The organism is Dysosmobacter sp. HCP28S3_G4 (assembly GCF_052065175.1).
Taxonomy (GTDB): Bacteria; Bacillota; Clostridia; order Oscillospirales; family Oscillospiraceae; genus Oscillibacter.
In genome coordinates, this window is the sequence record NZ_JBQHUP010000030.1 from 16,418 (window position 1) to 32,250 (window position 15,833).

Consider the following 15,833-nt stretch of genomic DNA (forward strand, 5'->3'; position numbering starts at 1 on the left):
TCTTTTTCTCCTCGCCGGCTCACAGCAGGCAGCCGATCTGATAGATCAGGCAGCCCACCAGCCAGGCCACGCCGCACTGCATAGCCACCACGCCGACGGTGGCCAGCCGGGAGCCCAGCTCCCGCCGGATGGTGGCCACGGCGGCCACGCAGGGGGTGTACAGCAGGGTGAACACCAGGAAGCTGACGGCGGACAGCGGGGAGAACAGTCCGGCCAGCGCCGGACCCAGATTGGCGGTGCTGGTGTTCAGCAGCACGGACAGGGTGGACACCACCGCCTCCTTGGCGGTGAAGCCGGAGATCAGGGCCGTGACCACCCGCCAGTCGCCGAAGCCCAGAGGGGCGAAGATGGGGGCCAGCCACTGACCCACCAGGGCCAGGAGGCTGCCGGCGCTGTCGGACACCACGTTGAGCCGGGTGTCGAAGGTCTGCAAAAACCAGATGATGATGGTGGCCACAAAGATGATGGTGAAGGCCCGCTCCAGAAAGTCCCGGGCCTTTTCCCACAGCAGCAGGGCCACGCTTTTGGCGGAGGGCAGGCGGTAGTTGGGCAGCTCCATGACAAAGGGCACCGGCTGGCCCCGGAAGGCGGTCCCCTTCAGCACCAGGGCCACCAAAATGCCCAGCAGGATGCCGGTGGCGTACAGGGCGATCATCACCAGGGCCGCGTGCCGGGGGAAGAAGGCGGCGGAGAACACGGCGTAAATGGGGATCTTGGCGGAGCAGCTCATGTAGGGCGTCAGCAGAATGGTCATCTTCCGGTCCCGGTCCGAGGAGACGGTGCGGGTTGCCATGATGGCGGGGACGGAGCAGCCGAAGCCGATGAGCATGGGCACGAAGCTCCGGCCCGACAGGCCGATCTTCCGCAGCAGCCGGTCCATGACAAAGGCCACCCGGGCCATGTAGCCCGTGTCCTCCAGGATGGACAGGAAGAAGAAAAGGGTCGCGATAATGGGCAAAAAGCTCAATACACTGCCCACTCCGGCGAAGATGCCGTCGATGATCAGGCTGTGGACCACGGGGTTGATGCCGTAGGCCGTCAGTCCCGCGTCGGCGAGTTCCGTCACCTTGTCAATGCCCAGGCTCAGCCAGTCGGACAGCGCGGAGCCGATGACGCCGAAGGTCAGCCAGAACACCAGGAACATGACGCCGAAGAACACCGGCAGAGCGGTGTACTTGCCCGTCAGCACCTTGTCCAGCTCCATGCTCCGGTGATGCTCCCGGCTCTCATGGCACTTCACCACGGCGGAGGCCACCACGCCCTCGATGAAGGTGTAGCGCATATCCGCCAGGGCGGCGTTGCGGTCCAGACCGGTCTCCGTCTCCATCTCCAGGATGCAGTGCTCCAGCAGTTCCTTCTCGTTCTGGTCCAGCTCCAGCTGGTCCGCCACGGCCTCGTCCCCCTCCACCAGCTTGGCGGCGCAGAACCGGGAGGGCAGGCCCACCCGGTCGGCGTGGTCCTGAATGAGATGGACGATGGCGTGGATGCAGCGGTGGACCGGGGACTCCGCCGCGCAGAAGTCCGTCACCTTGGGATAGACCCTGCCCCGGGCGGTAGCCACCGCCCGGTCGATGAGCTCCGACACGCCCTCGCCCTTGGCGGCGGTGATGGGCACCACGGGGATGCCCAGCTCGGCGCTGAGCCGCCGCACGTCGATGGTGCCGCCGTTGGCACGGACCTCGTCCATCATGTTCAGGGCCAGCACCATGGGCACCCGCAGCTCCAGCAACTGGAGGGTCAGATACAGATTCCGCTCGATGTTGGTGGCGTCCACGATGTTGATGATGCCGTCGGGCTTTCCGTTGAGGATGAAGTCCCGGGAGACAATCTCCTCCTGGGTGTAGGGCCGCAGGGAGTAGATGCCCGGCAGGTCCACCGCCGAGCAGTTCTTCTGGCCCCGGATCTCGCCCATCTTCTGGTCCACCGTCACGCCGGGGAAGTTGCCCACGTGCTGGTTGGAGCCGGTGAGGGCGTTGAACAGAGTGGTCTTGCCGCAGTTCTGGTTGCCGGCCAAAGCAAAGATCATGCTCTCTTCCCTCCCGCCGTTACCTCGATGTTCCGGGCGTCCTCCACCCGAAGGGTCAGCTCATAGCCCCGGACGCGGATCTCGATGGGGTCCCCCATGGGGGCCACCTTCTGGAGCGTCACCGCGGTGTGGGGGATGAGGCCCATGTCCAGCAGACGGCAGCGCAGCGCGCCCTCACCGCCCACCGCCGTAATGACGGCGGTGTCTCCGATCTTCAACTGATCCAATGTCATGGATGGTCCCTCCCTGAAAGTTAGTTTTTCCTAACACAACATGTTAACACCAACTAACTCCCCCGTCAATAGCGGAAGCCGTAAAATCTGTCCCGGGCCGAGGATTTTGTCGTTTTGACGGAAAACGCCGGTGCGGAGGCGGTGTGCGTTCTCCATTTTTTCACCTCCGCTGCCGCCGGGAGCCGGGGACATCCCCGGCCGGATCCCGTTGTAAAGAACTCGTTCAGGCTTCCCGGGCTTCGTTGACTTCCATTGATTTAACATGCTAGAATTTAGTATCCATTCTATGGAAAATGTCTGTTTTTGCGGAAAAGCTGCCGGCTGGCCCGGCGTGCTTTTCCGGCAGACGCATATTTCAAGTAAAGAGGCCAGTTAACTCCCATGGGTCCCAGCCGCTCTGCGGTGTATGGACTGGCTGAAGCGAGCCTCTCCGGAAGGAGATTTTTTCATGTACACGGAATCCCCGGTCCTGCGTCTCGGCATTGACGTAGGCTCCACCACGGTGAAGCTGGTGGTCCTGGAGGCGGGCACCAACCGGGTGCTCCACTCCCGCTATCAGCGCCACAACGCCCATCAGCTGGACACCGCCCGCGCCCTGCTGGAGGAGGCCCGCGCCGTCTTCCCCACGGAGTCCTTCCGGGTGGGCGTCTGCGGCTCCGGCGGCAAGCCGGCGGCGGAGGCGCTGGGCGCCCGGTACATACAGGAGGTGGTGGCCAACGCCGCCGCCGTGCAGGCGCTGTATCCCCAGGCCCGCACTGCCGTGGAGCTGGGCGGACAGGACGCCAAGGTGGTCTTTTTCCACTACAACGAGGCCCTGGGCCGTCTTATGACCTCCGACATGCGGATGAACGGCAGCTGCGCCGGCGGCACCGGCGCGTTTCTGGACGAGATCGCCGCCCTGCTCCACGTGGAGCCGGACCAGTTCGAGGCCCTGGCGGCACGGGGCACCCATGTCTACGACATCTCCGGACGCTGCGGCGTCTTCGCCAAGACGGACATCCAGCCCCTGCTGATCCAGGGGGCAGACCGGGCGGACATCGCCCTGTCCACCTTCCACGCGGTGGCCAAGCAGACCATCGGCGGACTGTCCCAGGGCCTGGAGCTGACGCCGCCCATCATCTTCGAGGGCGGCCCCCTGACCTTCCACCCCACCCTCATCCGCATTTTCGCGGAGCGGCTGCGGCTCCGGGAGGAGGACATCATCCGCCCGGAGCATCCGGAGACCATCGTGGCCCGGGGCACGGCCATCGCCATCGACCAGCTGTTCCCCCAGGACGGCACGGACGTCATGACGCTGGCGGAGGCGGCGGAGCGTCTGAGCCGGGCCGCCGGACACCGGGAGGGCGCCGTCCGGGGACGGCCCTTCTTCTCCTCCCCGGCGGAGCGGGAGACCTTTGAGCGCCGCCACAGTGCGGAGCTGCTGCGCCCCGCCGGCGTTCCGGACCGTCCGGTGCTGCGGGCCTACATCGGTATCGACTCCGGCAGCACCACCTCCAAATTCGTGGTGATGGACGAGGACGAGCGCATCACCGACACCTATTACGACAACAACAACGGCGAACCTCTGCTGGTGGTCCAGCGGGGCTTGACGGAGCTGGCCCGGAAATACCGGGAGACGGGCGTCCGGCTGGAGATCCTGGGCGTGGGTACCACCGGCTACGGCGAGCAGATGATGGCCCAGGCCGTGCAGGCGGACTACCACACGGTGGAGACGGTGGCCCACGCCGAGGGCTGCCGGAAATTCGTGCCCGACGCCACCTTCCTGCTGGACATCGGCGGCCAGGACATGAAGGCCATCTGGCTGCGGGACGGCATCGTCACCAACATCGTGCTGAACGAGGCCTGTTCCTCCGGCTGCGGCTCCTTCCTGGAGAACTTCGCCTCCTCCCTGGGCATTCCGGTGCGGGAGATCGCCTCCGCTGCCTTCCGCTCCGCCGATCCGGCGGTGCTGGGCAGCCGCTGCACGGTGTTCATGAACAGCACCATCATCAACGAGCAGCGCAACGGCAAGCAGGCCGACGACATCATGGCGGGCCTGTGCCGCTCCATCATTGAGAACGTCTTCACCAAGGTGGTCCGCATCTCCAACGTGTCGGAGCTGGGGGACCGCATCGTGGTCCAGGGCGGCACCTTCCGGAACTTCGCCGTGCTGCGGGCCCTGGAGGAGTATCTGGGCCGGGAGGTGACCCTGGCCCCCTATCCCGGCGAGATGGGTGCCCTGGGCGCGGCCCTGGGTGCCAAGCACCACATTGAGCGCAACGGCTACGCCAACGGCCGCGGTTCGTCCTTCATCGGCTTCGACGCGGTGGAGCATCTGGTGTGGACCCGGGAGACAGGCGTGGCCTGCGGCCTGTGCGCCAACCAGTGCAGCCGGACCATCACCCGGTTCAGCACCGGCGGCAGCTTCGTCACCGGCAACCGCTGCGACCGGGGCGCCATCGTGGCGGACAGCCGGGAGGAGCTGCTGGCCCGGGCCAAGGCGGCCCAGGAGTCCCTGGACGCGGTGCCGGACCTGTTCAAGCGCCGGGAAAAGCTGCTGTTCGCCCACTATCCCTGCCGTCCGGCGGCGCCGGAGAAGCATGAGACCATCGGCCTGCCCCGGGTGCTGGAGTTCTGGGACAGTATGCCCTTCTGGACCACCTTCTTCCAGGCCCTGGGCTTCCGGACCCGGTTCTCCCGGCCCAGCTCCCGGCAGCAGTACGAGAGCGGCCTGCGGTATGTGGCCTCGGACACCATCTGCTTCCCCGCCAAGCTGGTCCACGGCCACATCCGGGACCTGGCGGAGCAGGGCGTGGACCGGATCTTCATGCCCTACATCATGCACATGCCCACGGAGAACAAGGGGGAGAACAGCCCCTACGTGTGTCCGGTGATCATGGGCTATCCCATGGTGGTGCGGAACTTCCAGTCGCCGGAGTCCCACTTCCAGATCCGCTTCGACACGCCGGTGTTCCACTGGTTCAGCGAGCGGGACCGGAAGCGCCAGATTTGTGCGTACGCCGTGAAAAGCTGCGGCGTCACCGCCCGGCAGGCGGAGAACGCCTACGCCCAGGCGGAATCGGCCATTCTCTCCTTCCGCCGCCAACTGCGGGAGGAGGCGGCAGAGATCCTCCGCCGGACGGAGGAACAGGGCAACTTTGCCGTGGTGCTGGCGGGACGGCCCTATCACACGGACCCCTTCGTCAGCCACAGTCTGTCGGAGATGTTCACCCGGAAGGGCATCCCCGTGCTGACGGTGGACAGTCTGCCGGGGCTGGAGGAGACGGACCTGCGCCAGTCCCGGGTGGAGATCACCAACGACTTCCACGCCCGGATGCTGTCCGGCGCGCTGGTGACCGCCGCCATCCCGGCGCTGGAATACGTGCAGATCGTCAGCTTCGGCTGCGGCCACGACGCCATATTGTCCGACGAGCTGACCCGCATTCTGGGCGAGAGCGGCAAGCCGCCGCTGGTGCTGAAGATGGACGAGAGCCGGGCCTCCGGCTCCCTGGGCATCCGGGTCCAGTCCTTCCTGGAGACGGTGCAGCTCCGCCGGAACCGGCAGCAGGACGCCCCGCCGCCGGTCTTCCGCCTGCCGGAGCCGTACCCCGCCAAATACCGGAAGCGGGACAAACAGCTGCGGACGCTGCTGGTGCCCAACATCTCCGCCCCGGTGTCCACGTTGCTGCAAGGACTCATGGAACGGGAGGGCATCCGGGCGGTGACGCTGCCGGTGGGCGGTCCGGAGGAGATCGCCCTGGGCAAGAAATACACCCACAATGACATCTGCTTCCCCTGCCAGATGGTCATCGGCGAGCTGATCGCCGCGTTGCAGAGGGGACAGTATCCCCACGGCGAAGTGGCGGTGGGCATGGCGAAGCTGTCCTGCGACTGCCGCATGGCCAACTACTCCGCCATTCTCCGGAAGGCGCTGGACAGTGCGGGCTACGCCGACGTGCCCATCCTCACCACCGACCCCGGCGACACCAAGGGGATGCACCCCGGCGTGTCCATGCTGGGCGCCCGCACCGCCATTGAGGCGGCGTGGAGCTTTGTGATGCTGGACATTCTGGAGGATCTGTGCCGCCGCATCCGCCCCTACGAGTGCCGCCCCGGCGAGACGGATCAGGTATTCCGCCGGTGCGTGGAGGGCATCGCCGGCGCCTCCAAAGCGGGCCTGGGCCGGACCATCGATGCCTTCCGGAGGGCCATCGACGATTTCCGGCAGATCCCCTACGACCGCTCCGTCCTGAAGCCCCGTGTGCTGGTCACCGGCGAGCTGCTGGTGACGTATCACCCCGGCACCAACTTCCATCTGGAGGAGTATCTGGAGCGCAACGGCATGGAGGCGGTGCTGCCCCGCATCACCTACCAGTTCCGCAAGGACTTCCTGGCGGCCATGTCGGAGATCCGGGACTTCAAGGCGAAGCTGCCCCCCTATTCCTTCGCCCTGAACGGGGCGGTGGCCTGGATCCAGGACACGCTGGAGCGCATCGCTCTGAAGCATCCCCTGTATGAGAAGGCGGTGGACCCCCAGGCCCTGTACGAGGAGGCGTCGTCCATCATCCCCGAGACCCTCACCTGCGGCGAGGGCTGGCTGATGGCGGCAGAGATCGTCCACTACGCCAAGGAGGGGATGCGCTCCTTCATCATCCTCCAGCCCTTCGGCTGCCTGCCCAACCATGTCTGCGGCCGGGGCGTCACCAAGCGCATCAAGGAGATGTTCCCCTCCGTCCAGATCCTGCCCCTAGACCTGGACCCGGACACCAGCTACGCCAACGTGGAGAACCGGCTCCAGATGCTGCTGATGAACAATCTTCAGCCCGGCACGCCCCAAACCGCGCCGCCGGAGCCGGAACCGGCTCCCGTATGAAGCGCCCCGCATACACCAAAGCCCATGAGTCCCCGCGGGGACTCATGGGCTTTCTTCGTTTCGGTTCGGATGCCATGCGAAAACGGTTTAAACCGTTTGATAGCGGGTCGCGCGTTCAGTTTTTATGAGACGCCGGATTGTGCCGCTGCACCATTCGAGCGTGCGCAGCACGCGGGATTCCTGATGAAACTTTTTCATCAGGAATCCGTATCACAGCCGGTCCAGCAGCGCAGGCAGCTGATGAAGATGGGAGATGACGTACCCGGTGCCCTCCGGCAGCGGCCCCGCCGGGTCCTCCCGGAGCAAAATGCCCGTCAGGCCGCCGTTCCGGGCGAACCGCATGTCGCCGCCGGAGTCCCCCACCACGGCGGTCTCCTCCGGTGAGATGCCGCAGGCCTCGCAGAACCGCCGCGCCATCTCCGGCGCGGGCTTCGGCTCCCGGACGCAGTCCGCCGCCAGAATCAGATCGAAATACGTCTCGATGCCCAGGCGCCGCAGGCAGTGCATGGCGGAGCCGTAGTGGTCGGAGGTGGCCACCCCCAGCCGGAGGCCCCGCCGCCGCAGGGCGGGCAGCAGCGTCCGGAGGTCCGCCTTGCCCACCACGTCGCCGTATCGGATGCAGGCCGTCTCCAGATAGGACGCCCCCTCCTCCCGCAGGGCCGGGTCCATGTTCAGACCCTCTGCCGCCAGCACCCCGCCGCAGGCGTCCATCACCTGCCAGTTGGTCCCCACTGCCACGGGAGAGCCGGGCCGCAGCACGCCGCCGTCGAAGCCCGCCGCGGACGCCAGCTGGTCCGCCAGCGCCATATCTCCGGCCCGTCCATAGCGCTCCGCTAGCCAAAGGGCGGTCCGCCGCACCGGCTCCCGCCAGAAGGCGGCCAGGTCCACCAGTGTGTCGTCCTTGTCAAACAGGATCCCTCGTATCATGTCAGCCTCCCTGTCCGGCGGATGTGCAAGCCGGTGCTTTTCCTCCATTTTAGGCGTTCTCCGTCCGGGATGCAACCCCGGGCGGGCCGGTTTTTCTCCGGAGAACGCCGACCGGCAGCCGCGGAAGGCGGCTGCCGGTCGGTGTTACCATTGTCTCTCTTTTTACGCCGGGATCAGCCCTGATAGCCGAGGATCCGGGGAATGGTCAGCGTGATGGCGGGGATGTAGGTGATCAGCAGCAGGCCCACCAGCAGCACCAGCAGGAACGGTATGATCTTCTTTACCAATTCCGCGAACGGGATATTGCCGATGCCGCAGGCGACGAACAGGTTCACGCCGACAGGAGGCGTGATGAAGCCGATGGCCAGGTTGACCACCATGATGATACCGAAGTGGACGATATCGACGCCGAAGGACGCCGCCACGGGGTACAGGATGGGCGCCAGGATGAGGATAGAGGAGTTGGTCTCCAGCAGGCAGCCGCAGCCCAGCAGCAGCAGGTTGATGATCAGCATAATGACGATCTTGTTGTCGGTGAAGCCGATCATGGAAGTGGCCACTGCGTCGGGGATCTGCTCCAGGGTGAGCACGCGGCCCAGGATGGTGCTGGTGCCCACGATGATGTTGACGGTGCCGTGAGTGCAGGCGGCCTCCGCGAACTTCTTGTAGATGTTCTTGGTGTTCAGCTCCTTGTAGGCGAAGATGCCCACAAGGAGGGCGTACACCACGGAGACCACAGCCGCTTCCGTGGGAGTGAACACGCCGCTGTAGATGCCGCCCAGGATGATGACGGGAGAGAGGATGGCCCAGAAAGCGTCCTTGAAGCTGGCGCCCACCTTCTTCCAGCTGAACTGTTCGCCGTTGCCGGTGAAGCCGTTCTTCTTGCAGACGTACACCGCCGTGATGATCAGCAGGGTGCCCAGAACGATGCCGGGCAGGAAGCCGCCCATGAACATGGTGGCGATGGACGCGTTGACGGAGATGCCGTAGGAGACCATGGGGATGCTGGGCGGGATGATGACGCCCAGGCAGCCGGAGGCGGCCACCAGTGCCATGGCGAATTTCTTGTCATAGCCCTTTTCCACCATGGTGGGCACCATGATGGCGCCGACGGCGGCGGTGGTGGCGGGACCGGAACCGGAGATGGCGCCGAAGAACATGCAGGTGATGACCGTGACAATGGCCAGACCGCCGGTCAGGTGGCCCACCAGGGAGTCAAAGAACAGCACCAGCCGCTTGGACAGGCCGCCGCCCTCCATCAGTGCGCCGGACAGGATGAAGAACGGGATGGCCATCAGCGGGAAGGAGTCGCAGGAGGCAAACAGGCCCGAGGCGATATAGCCCATGTTGACGGAGCCTGTGGCCAGCGCGTAGGCAACTACCGACAGGCCGATGGAAAAGCCGATGGGGACCGATGCGAAGACGCATCCCAGGAATACAGCCAGAATGACCAGTCCGCCCATCAATCCTCACCTCCTTCGAGTTTCGCGGAATCGCTCCGGGTACCCCGGTACGCCTTGACGTGGAACACGATGTTCTGCAGGGAGCGGAACGTGCAGAGGAGCATGCCCAGCGCCGGGCCGGCGTAGGCGATGCCCATGTTGAGCTTGGTGGCGGGCGCCTTCTGTACATAGACGAACGCCACATTCTGAACGACCTGCCAGCCGAAAACGGTCATGACGCCGGCGAAAACGATGACGCCCACGTCGCCGATCAGATTGAAGATCAGCTTCCCGGTATCTCCGCAGAGGATCGGCAGGATATCGACTTTCTGATGGGCGCGCTTATGGGTGGCATAGGCGGCGCCGATGTAAACGGCATAAATAAAGAGGTACCGGCCGATCTCTTCTGTCCAGGCCATGGGGATCGTTACAAACGAACTGATGGCGCGGATGATGATCTGGATGAAAATGACCACGGTCATGGCCGCCAGGACCACGACGCAGATCATCTCCTCAAGATGATCGTCTAAAAATTTTAGAATTTTCATATGATATTTCCCCTATACAGAAATGCGGAAATTCAACGCTGTGGTTTCTGTGCTAAATTGTGGATGGCATCCCTCGTGGATGCCATCCACAATCTGAAATCAGAAGAGAACGGGCATGTCTCTGACCTGGATCACGCTATCCGCGAAAGTCTCCGGCCGCTTTCTTCCCAATTCCAGAGGACTTGAGCAGGATCAATAGTTGGCGATATCGGCCATGATGGCGTCCAGATCGTACTGGGGATACTCGCTACGGTACCAGTCATAGACGGAGCTGCAGGCGTCCTTGAAAGCGGCTCTCTGGTCGTCGGTGAGGATGGTGACGTCCATGGTCTTCTTCATCTCTTCCAGGTAGGAGTCCAGCTTGTCGGCGTAGTCCTGGCGCTCCTTCGCCACGGCCTCCTGAGCGGCCTGGACCACGACCTGCTGCAGATCCTCAGGCAGGCTCTGATAGAAGGCCTCGGAAATGAAGATGACGGAGGTGTCCTGGACATGGCCCAGGTCGGTGTAGTAGCCCTGGACCTCGTTGAACTTGGAGTCCATGGACAGGATCAGGCCGTTGTCCTGGCCGTCCACGGCGCCCTGCTGCAGCGCGCTGAACAGCTCGGAGAACTGCATGGAGACGGGAGCGGCGTTCAGGGCCTCAAAGGTCTTGATGTACACGTCGGAGGTCATCACGCGGAGCTTCAGGCCGGCGCAGTCGGCGGGAGAGCTGACGGCGCGCTTGGAGTTGGTCAGGGCGCGGGCGTCGTTGTAGAAGTAGCCCAGCACGCGGACGTTGGTCTCGCTGAGGAACTGCTCCTCAATGGCCTTCACGGTCTCGCCGTTGTCGAAGTAATCGAAGGACTGCTCCTTGCTGGAGAACAGGAAGGGCAGGGCGAAGGGGGTATACAGCTCGGAGAACTGGGTGACGGAGGCAGAGGAGACGTCGCCCATCTGCACGGTGCCGTTGGGCTGCTGCATCTGCTGGAAGCAGTCGCTGAAGGCGCCCAGCTTGTTGTTATTGAAGACGGTCATCTCGATACGGCCGCCGCTGAGTTCCTTCATTCTCTCAGCCATGTACTTGGCGTTGATAGCCTGGGGGTTGGAGTCCGCAACGGTGTTGGCATAGGTGATCTTGTAGACCTTGCCGTCATCCTTCGCCGCGCTGGAAGCGCCGCTGGACGCGCTCTGCTGGGTGCCGGAGCCGCTGCTGCCGCATGCCGTCATGGAAGCGACCATGATGAGGGTGAGTGCCAATGCTGCCAATCTTTTCATAATAAACCTCCCAAAAAAATATCGTTCTTTCGCCTTCTATATCATCAAATCAGACCGTGCTTCCTGGCCTGATCAGATTTCCTGACTGACGCCCTCGAAGACGGCGCTTCCGTCCGGGAGCAGTGCGCCGCCGCAGCCGTCCACCCGTCCGGTGCCCGCCGCATAGTAATCGCCGTCCACCTTCATGACGCTGTTGAGCATGGTGCTCATAGCCTGGTCCACATCGTCCCGGATCACATGATGGCCCCGGGCCTCCAGCAGCCGCAGCGTGTCCTCGGAGACGCCGTACTCCACCTCCAGGCCCTGGGCGTTGGTGATGACGTGGATGTAGGGGAGATTCACCAGGCGCTCCGGTGTCATGCCGTAGTCCACCGCGTTGACGATGCCCTGGAGGGTACCGGTGATGATGCGGGGTCCTCCCGCCGCGCCGATGGCCAGGAAGGGCTTCCCGTCCCGCAGCACCATGCAGGGGGACATGCTGGACAGGGGGGTCTTGCCGCCCTGGATGGCGTTGGCGCTGCCGTAGGTCAGGCCCTGGCTGGTGAGGGCGCCCACCGCCGCGGAGAAATCCGACATGGCGTTGTTGAGAACGAAGCCGCAGCCGTCCACCACGATGCCGCTGCCGAACCAGTCCCGGACGGTCTGGGTCTGGGAGACGGCGTTGCCGAACCGGTCCATGACCGCGAAGTGGGACGTGTTGCCGGGATAGTCCTTTGCCTCGATGTTCTCCGCCGCCGCGTACTCCCCGGCCCGGTTGCCGATGAGGGCGAACCGCTCCGCCGCGAATTCCTTGGAGGTCAGCCGGTCCAGATCGATGTCCACGAAGTCGGGGTCGCCCAGCGCCACGCTGCGGTCCGAGAAGCCCAGCTTCATGGCCTCGGCCAGGGCGTGGATGCTGTCGGCGGTGTTGTGGCCCATGGCCTTCAGGTCGCTGTGCTCCAGGATGTTCAGCATCTCCACCACGGCGCAGCCGCCGCTGGGCGGTGCGAAGGCCACCACCTCGCAGTCCCGGTAGGTGCCCCGCACCGGCTGGCGGAACTTGGGCTGATAGTCCGCCAGATCGGACAGGGTGTAGCAGCCGCCCCGCTCATTGATGAGGTCCACCATCCGCTCCGCCACGGGACCCCGGTAGAAGGCGCCGGTGCCGTTGGCGGCGATCTCCTTCAGAAGTGCCGCCATCTCCGGATTCTTCTGGATCTCGCCGAATCGGTAGAAGCCGCCGTCCTCCTTGAGGTACAGTGCCCGCATGGCCCCGGACAGCCGCAGCTTCCGCTTCACGGAGTCGTCGTCCATGGTGAGGGCGCCGGTGTAGCTGGTGCCGAAGCCCTCCTCCGCCAGGCGGATGGCGGGCTGGATCACTTTGCTCAACGGCATGGTGCCGTATTTCTCCAGCAGAATCTCCAGAGTCTTCAGCAGTCCGGGGATGGCCACGGACTGGCCTCCCAGGTCCTTCCACTCATCCTGCACCACGCCGTCCTTGATGAACAGGTCCGCCGTGGCGTTTTTCGGGGCCGTTCCCCGGCCGTCCACCGCGCTGAACTCGCCGTCCTTCGCGCTGTAGATCAGGCTGAAGCAGCCGCCGCCGATGCCGGAGTGGTGGGGCTCCACCACGGACAGCGCCAGCGAGACGGCCGCCGCCGCGTCAAAGGCGTTGCCGCCCTGCTTCAGGATCTCCAGTCCGGCCCGCGTCGCGTAGACGCTGTTGCTGCTGACCGCGCCGTAAGGCCCATGGGCGACCGGACGGCCCCAGTGGGACGGCCACATATAGAGTTGCTTCTGCTCTGCCATCAGGTGTACCTCCTGTGTTGATCGTGTTGTGTGGATAAAACGGTGGTAGCCCGCGAACACGGCTGAAAAAAGGCGCCGCGGTCAACTCTGACCACAGCGCCTTTGCTATGGTCACATAGTCTACGCCGGTTTTTTCTGCCTGTCAAGCAGGTGCCGGAATTTTGGATGTTTATACGAAAATGCCTCTGGAGATCCCGGTTTTATCATTCGCGCCGTGGAAAAACTTTTGCCGCGTATGCATGTCGCATATAATATGTGATATGTAATATATTTCTTAAGGGAAACGAAAAGCAATCCGCCCGGTATGCGGATCGGCTCTTCGCATTATTCTGTCCAGTATTTTCCCAGCGTACGCTTATAGGCGTCGTGGAGATGCTTCTTCGCCGCGTGACGCGCCTTCTGGGCGTCGTGTTCCCGGATGGCGTCATAAAGGGTGCGGTGTTCCGCCAGGATGGCGTTGGCGCTGCTGTTGCTCTGGTAGACCGTCAGCACCTCGAACCGGAGGTAGTGATTCAGCACATCATCGATGGTACGGTAGAGCAGATCGTTGTGGGCCGCCTTGGCCACCGCCCGGTGGAACTGATGGTCCATCCGGTAGCACTGGATGATATCCTGGGAGTCCAGCGTGCGGCGGCTGTCCTCCAGACATTCGGCGATGTAGTCCAGATCCGCCTTGGTGGCCCGCTTGGCCGCCAGCTCCGCCGCGGCCATCTCCTGATAGATGCGCATCTCCAGAATATCGTGGATGGCGTCCTTGTCCAGGGAGACGATCTGGATGCCCTTTCCTCTGCAAAAACGGACGTAGCCCTCCTTCTGCAGCTCCAGCAGCGCCTCCCGCACGGGGGTGCGGCTGATGCCCAGCTCCTGGCACAGGGTCTCCTGGGAATAGATGGCGTCCGGCTGAAATTTCTGATAGAGGATGGCCTCTTTGATGAACTGGTACGCCTGATCCTTATAAGTGAGCGTTTTTATCTGCCCATATCCGGAGAAAAATCCGGCTGCGCAGCTCTTTTCAGGCATAGCACAATTCCTTTCCAATACATACACGCGTGAGATATGTAATATATCACTTTACTTTGGGTTGAGTATATCAGAAATGTTCCGGTCTTTCAAGGGCGGCTTTCCGAAAAACTCGCACAGAATTCCATCCGCAATTATAGTGAAATCTCCAAATTCAAAAGACGCCCGCGGCGCATAGAGCTGCAAAGCGTGACTTATACAACATTACAAGCAGCGCAGCGCCAACTGCACCGGCATGGTTGCCTGGGTCATTTTCGATGAGGCGCACTACTTCTACTCCGACGCCTGCTTCAATAGCCATCTCGATCAGCTTCTTTGGAAGCTCTCCGACTTGTTCAGCCGCGCGCATCGTCTGTATCTGACTGCCACTCCCGGCGCGGTCCTCCCGGACATCTGTGCCGCTGAACAGTCCAATTTAAAAACCTGCGGGCAGTGCCGCTTTTGCCATCGTGATAGAGCCGGGAAGCTCCTCATGTATCAATTTCCCAATCACTCTGGCTCCGTCAAGCTCGCATATTTCCGCCAGATCGACGAAATTGCGGATCTCATGGCCTCCCGCCCTGGAGAGAAATTTCTGATTTTTACATCCCGCAGAGAGACCGGAGACATCTCGGATACGCGCTCTTATAAGAAGGCGCTCGCATCCCGCTCCATCACGTTTGAATATCTGGACCGTTTTTCCAAGGGAGGCGCTGTGTGGAACGAAGTCTGCGCAAATTCCAGGTTTTCCTCTCAGGTTTTGGTCTGCACCTTTGTGCTGGATTGCAGTGTCAGTCTCCATGATCCGAAGCTTCGCCACATCGTTGTGGAAACAGCTGACAAGACGGAGTTTCTTCAGATGCCGAAAGAACACATCGCCCGCTGATACAACAACAGCTGCCCCGCAGGAATTCTGCGGAGCAGCTATAATCATAAACAAAAGGAGTCATTATGGCGAGTAGAAGCCACGGTGCAGAGCGGCGCCGCCATGGATGGGCGGAAAAACACGCTGAAAGCGTTTGCAGACCGGTGGCTCAAAGAATATGCGGATTCGAACTTGCAGCCCGGGACCGTCAGAAAGTACCAGGAAGAACTGGACATTGATCTGGAAAGCAAAGTGATTCACATTCGGCGCTCTGTCACTCATCCCACCCGTAGCAAACCGGAAGTGAAAGACACAAAGACACCGGCAAGCGTCAGAGATATTGCGCTTTCATCCATCGCCGCAGAATTTCTCGTACCTGGTAAACCAAATGATTTCGTTATTGGCGGGGAAAATCCCTTGTCCTATACGATGTTGCGTCATATGCGTCAGCGCATTCAAAAAGACATTGGTTTTCATGGTGATATCACACCGGCACGTTTTAGGCCCACGGTGTTAAGGAACCTCTGAATAATAGCCTTTGTCCTGTTCCTACTCAATGTATTAGCCGCTATTTGCACTTGGTTAAGGTAATTTAAGCAAAAAATAGCCATTATTTCTCTGCTTTTCTGCTCCTTTTTCTGAAAAAGGGCAGACTGCCCCTGTATCAGGTTGCGGAGAGTTTTCGCCCAGCCATGGCAAGTGCATACAAATTGGCACAAGCGAACTGGAGTGGTACCCTTTAAGTGCAGTCGCAAATTCCCCAAAAATCTGTTAAAGTGAAAAACAAGGATGGAGGGGATCACAATGGGAAAGTACAGCAAGGAATTCAAGGAAGAGGCGCTCAAGCTGTCTGATGAGATTGGGGTGAAGAACGCTGCCAACCAGCTCGGCATCGCATA

Annotated in this window: 11 protein-coding genes and 1 pseudogene; 4 read left to right on the forward strand and 8 right to left on the reverse strand. The window is 62.4% G+C overall.

Annotated elements, in window-relative coordinates; translation table 11 throughout:
• Positions 1-19 precede the first annotated feature (19 nt).
• On the reverse strand, positions 20-2,026 hold the full coding sequence (gene feoB, locus ACTNBU_RS08355; RefSeq protein WP_441032720.1) for a ferrous iron transport protein B: 2,007 nt from the start codon (positions 2,024-2,026) through the stop codon (positions 20-22).
• Complete coding sequence (locus tag ACTNBU_RS08360) at positions 2,023-2,259, reverse strand: FeoA family protein (protein ID WP_441032722.1); 237 nt, start codon at positions 2,257-2,259, stop codon at positions 2,023-2,025. The genes feoB and ACTNBU_RS08360 overlap by 4 nt, the downstream gene beginning before the upstream one ends.
• 448 nt (positions 2,260-2,707) lie before the next feature.
• On the opposite strand from ACTNBU_RS08360, the gene ACTNBU_RS08365 reads away from it, so the two are divergent.
• Positions 2,708-7,111 carry an acyl-CoA dehydratase activase gene (locus ACTNBU_RS08365; RefSeq protein ID WP_441032725.1) on the forward strand — a complete coding sequence of 1,468 codons (4,404 nt, stop codon included), beginning with the start codon at positions 2,708-2,710 and terminating at the stop codon, positions 7,109-7,111.
• A gap of 210 nt (positions 7,112-7,321) precedes the next feature.
• Here the strand turns inward: ACTNBU_RS08365 and ACTNBU_RS08370 are convergent, their stop codons facing one another.
• The 6 genes from ACTNBU_RS08370 to ACTNBU_RS08395 form a co-directional block, all read right to left on the reverse strand.
• Positions 7,322-8,038, reverse strand: coding sequence for an HAD family hydrolase (locus tag ACTNBU_RS08370; RefSeq protein ID WP_441032728.1), 717 nt, complete (start codon positions 8,036-8,038; stop codon positions 7,322-7,324).
• A 173-nt stretch (positions 8,039-8,211) separates the two neighbouring features.
• Positions 8,212-9,501 carry a TRAP transporter large permease gene (locus tag ACTNBU_RS08375; protein ID WP_441032730.1) on the reverse strand — a complete coding sequence of 430 codons (1,290 nt, stop codon included), beginning with the start codon at positions 9,499-9,501 and terminating at the stop codon, positions 8,212-8,214.
• On the reverse strand, positions 9,501-10,028 hold the full coding sequence (locus tag ACTNBU_RS08380) for a TRAP transporter small permease (RefSeq protein WP_441032733.1): 528 nt from the start codon (positions 10,026-10,028) through the stop codon (positions 9,501-9,503). The genes ACTNBU_RS08375 and ACTNBU_RS08380 overlap by 1 nt, the downstream gene beginning before the upstream one ends.
• A gap of 192 nt (positions 10,029-10,220) precedes the next feature.
• Complete coding sequence (locus tag ACTNBU_RS08385; RefSeq protein ID WP_441032735.1) at positions 10,221-11,282, reverse strand: TRAP transporter substrate-binding protein; 1,062 nt, start codon at positions 11,280-11,282, stop codon at positions 10,221-10,223.
• Positions 11,283-11,354: 72 nt separating this feature from the next.
• On the reverse strand, positions 11,355-13,070 hold the full coding sequence (ggt, locus tag ACTNBU_RS08390; RefSeq protein ID WP_441032737.1) for a gamma-glutamyltransferase: 1,716 nt from the start codon (positions 13,068-13,070) through the stop codon (positions 11,355-11,357).
• A 324-nt stretch (positions 13,071-13,394) separates the two neighbouring features.
• Positions 13,395-14,090, reverse strand: a complete 696-nt coding sequence (locus tag ACTNBU_RS08395) for a GntR family transcriptional regulator (RefSeq protein WP_441032740.1) — start codon at positions 14,088-14,090, stop codon at positions 13,395-13,397.
• 235 nt (positions 14,091-14,325) lie between these two features.
• Between ACTNBU_RS08395 and ACTNBU_RS08400 the strand changes: the two genes are divergently transcribed.
• The 3 genes and pseudogenes from ACTNBU_RS08400 to ACTNBU_RS08410 all read left to right on the forward strand — a co-directional run.
• A complete protein-coding gene (locus ACTNBU_RS08400; protein ID WP_441032742.1) occupies positions 14,326-14,955 on the forward strand; it encodes a DEAD/DEAH box helicase family protein in 630 nt (209 codons plus the stop codon).
• Between the two features lie 102 nt (positions 14,956-15,057).
• Positions 15,058-15,462 carry a hypothetical protein gene (locus tag ACTNBU_RS08405; protein ID WP_441032745.1) on the forward strand — a complete coding sequence of 135 codons (405 nt, stop codon included), beginning with the start codon at positions 15,058-15,060 and terminating at the stop codon, positions 15,460-15,462.
• Between the two features lie 276 nt (positions 15,463-15,738).
• A pseudogene (locus tag ACTNBU_RS08410) lies at positions 15,739-15,833 on the forward strand (transposase); the annotation flags it as partial.

Excerpts from the sequence above, each read along its gene's own strand:
- ACTNBU_RS08405 (WP_441032745.1), top strand. The coding sequence starts at position 15,058 with ATGGATGGGCGGAAAAACACGCTGAAAGCGTTTGCAGACCGGTGGCTC.
- ACTNBU_RS08400 (WP_441032742.1), top strand. The coding sequence starts at position 14,326 with ATGGTTGCCTGGGTCATTTTCGATGAGGCGCACTACTTCTACTCCGAC.
- ACTNBU_RS08385 (WP_441032735.1), bottom strand. The coding sequence starts at position 11,282 with ATGAAAAGATTGGCAGCATTGGCACTCACCCTCATCATGGTCGCTTCC.
- ACTNBU_RS08375 (WP_441032730.1), bottom strand. The coding sequence starts at position 9,501 with ATGGGCGGACTGGTCATTCTGGCTGTATTCCTGGGATGCGTCTTCGCA.
- ggt (WP_441032737.1), bottom strand. The coding sequence starts at position 13,070 with ATGGCAGAGCAGAAGCAACTCTATATGTGGCCGTCCCACTGGGGCCGT.
- feoB (WP_441032720.1), bottom strand. The coding sequence starts at position 2,026 with ATGATCTTTGCTTTGGCCGGCAACCAGAACTGCGGCAAGACCACTCTG.
- ACTNBU_RS08360 (WP_441032722.1), bottom strand. The coding sequence starts at position 2,259 with ATGACATTGGATCAGTTGAAGATCGGAGACACCGCCGTCATTACGGCG.
- ACTNBU_RS08365 (WP_441032725.1), top strand. The coding sequence starts at position 2,708 with ATGTACACGGAATCCCCGGTCCTGCGTCTCGGCATTGACGTAGGCTCC.
- ACTNBU_RS08370 (WP_441032728.1), bottom strand. The coding sequence starts at position 8,038 with ATGATACGAGGGATCCTGTTTGACAAGGACGACACACTGGTGGACCTG.
- ACTNBU_RS08380 (WP_441032733.1), bottom strand. The coding sequence starts at position 10,028 with ATGAAAATTCTAAAATTTTTAGACGATCATCTTGAGGAGATGATCTGC.
- ACTNBU_RS08395 (WP_441032740.1), bottom strand. The coding sequence starts at position 14,090 with ATGCCTGAAAAGAGCTGCGCAGCCGGATTTTTCTCCGGATATGGGCAG.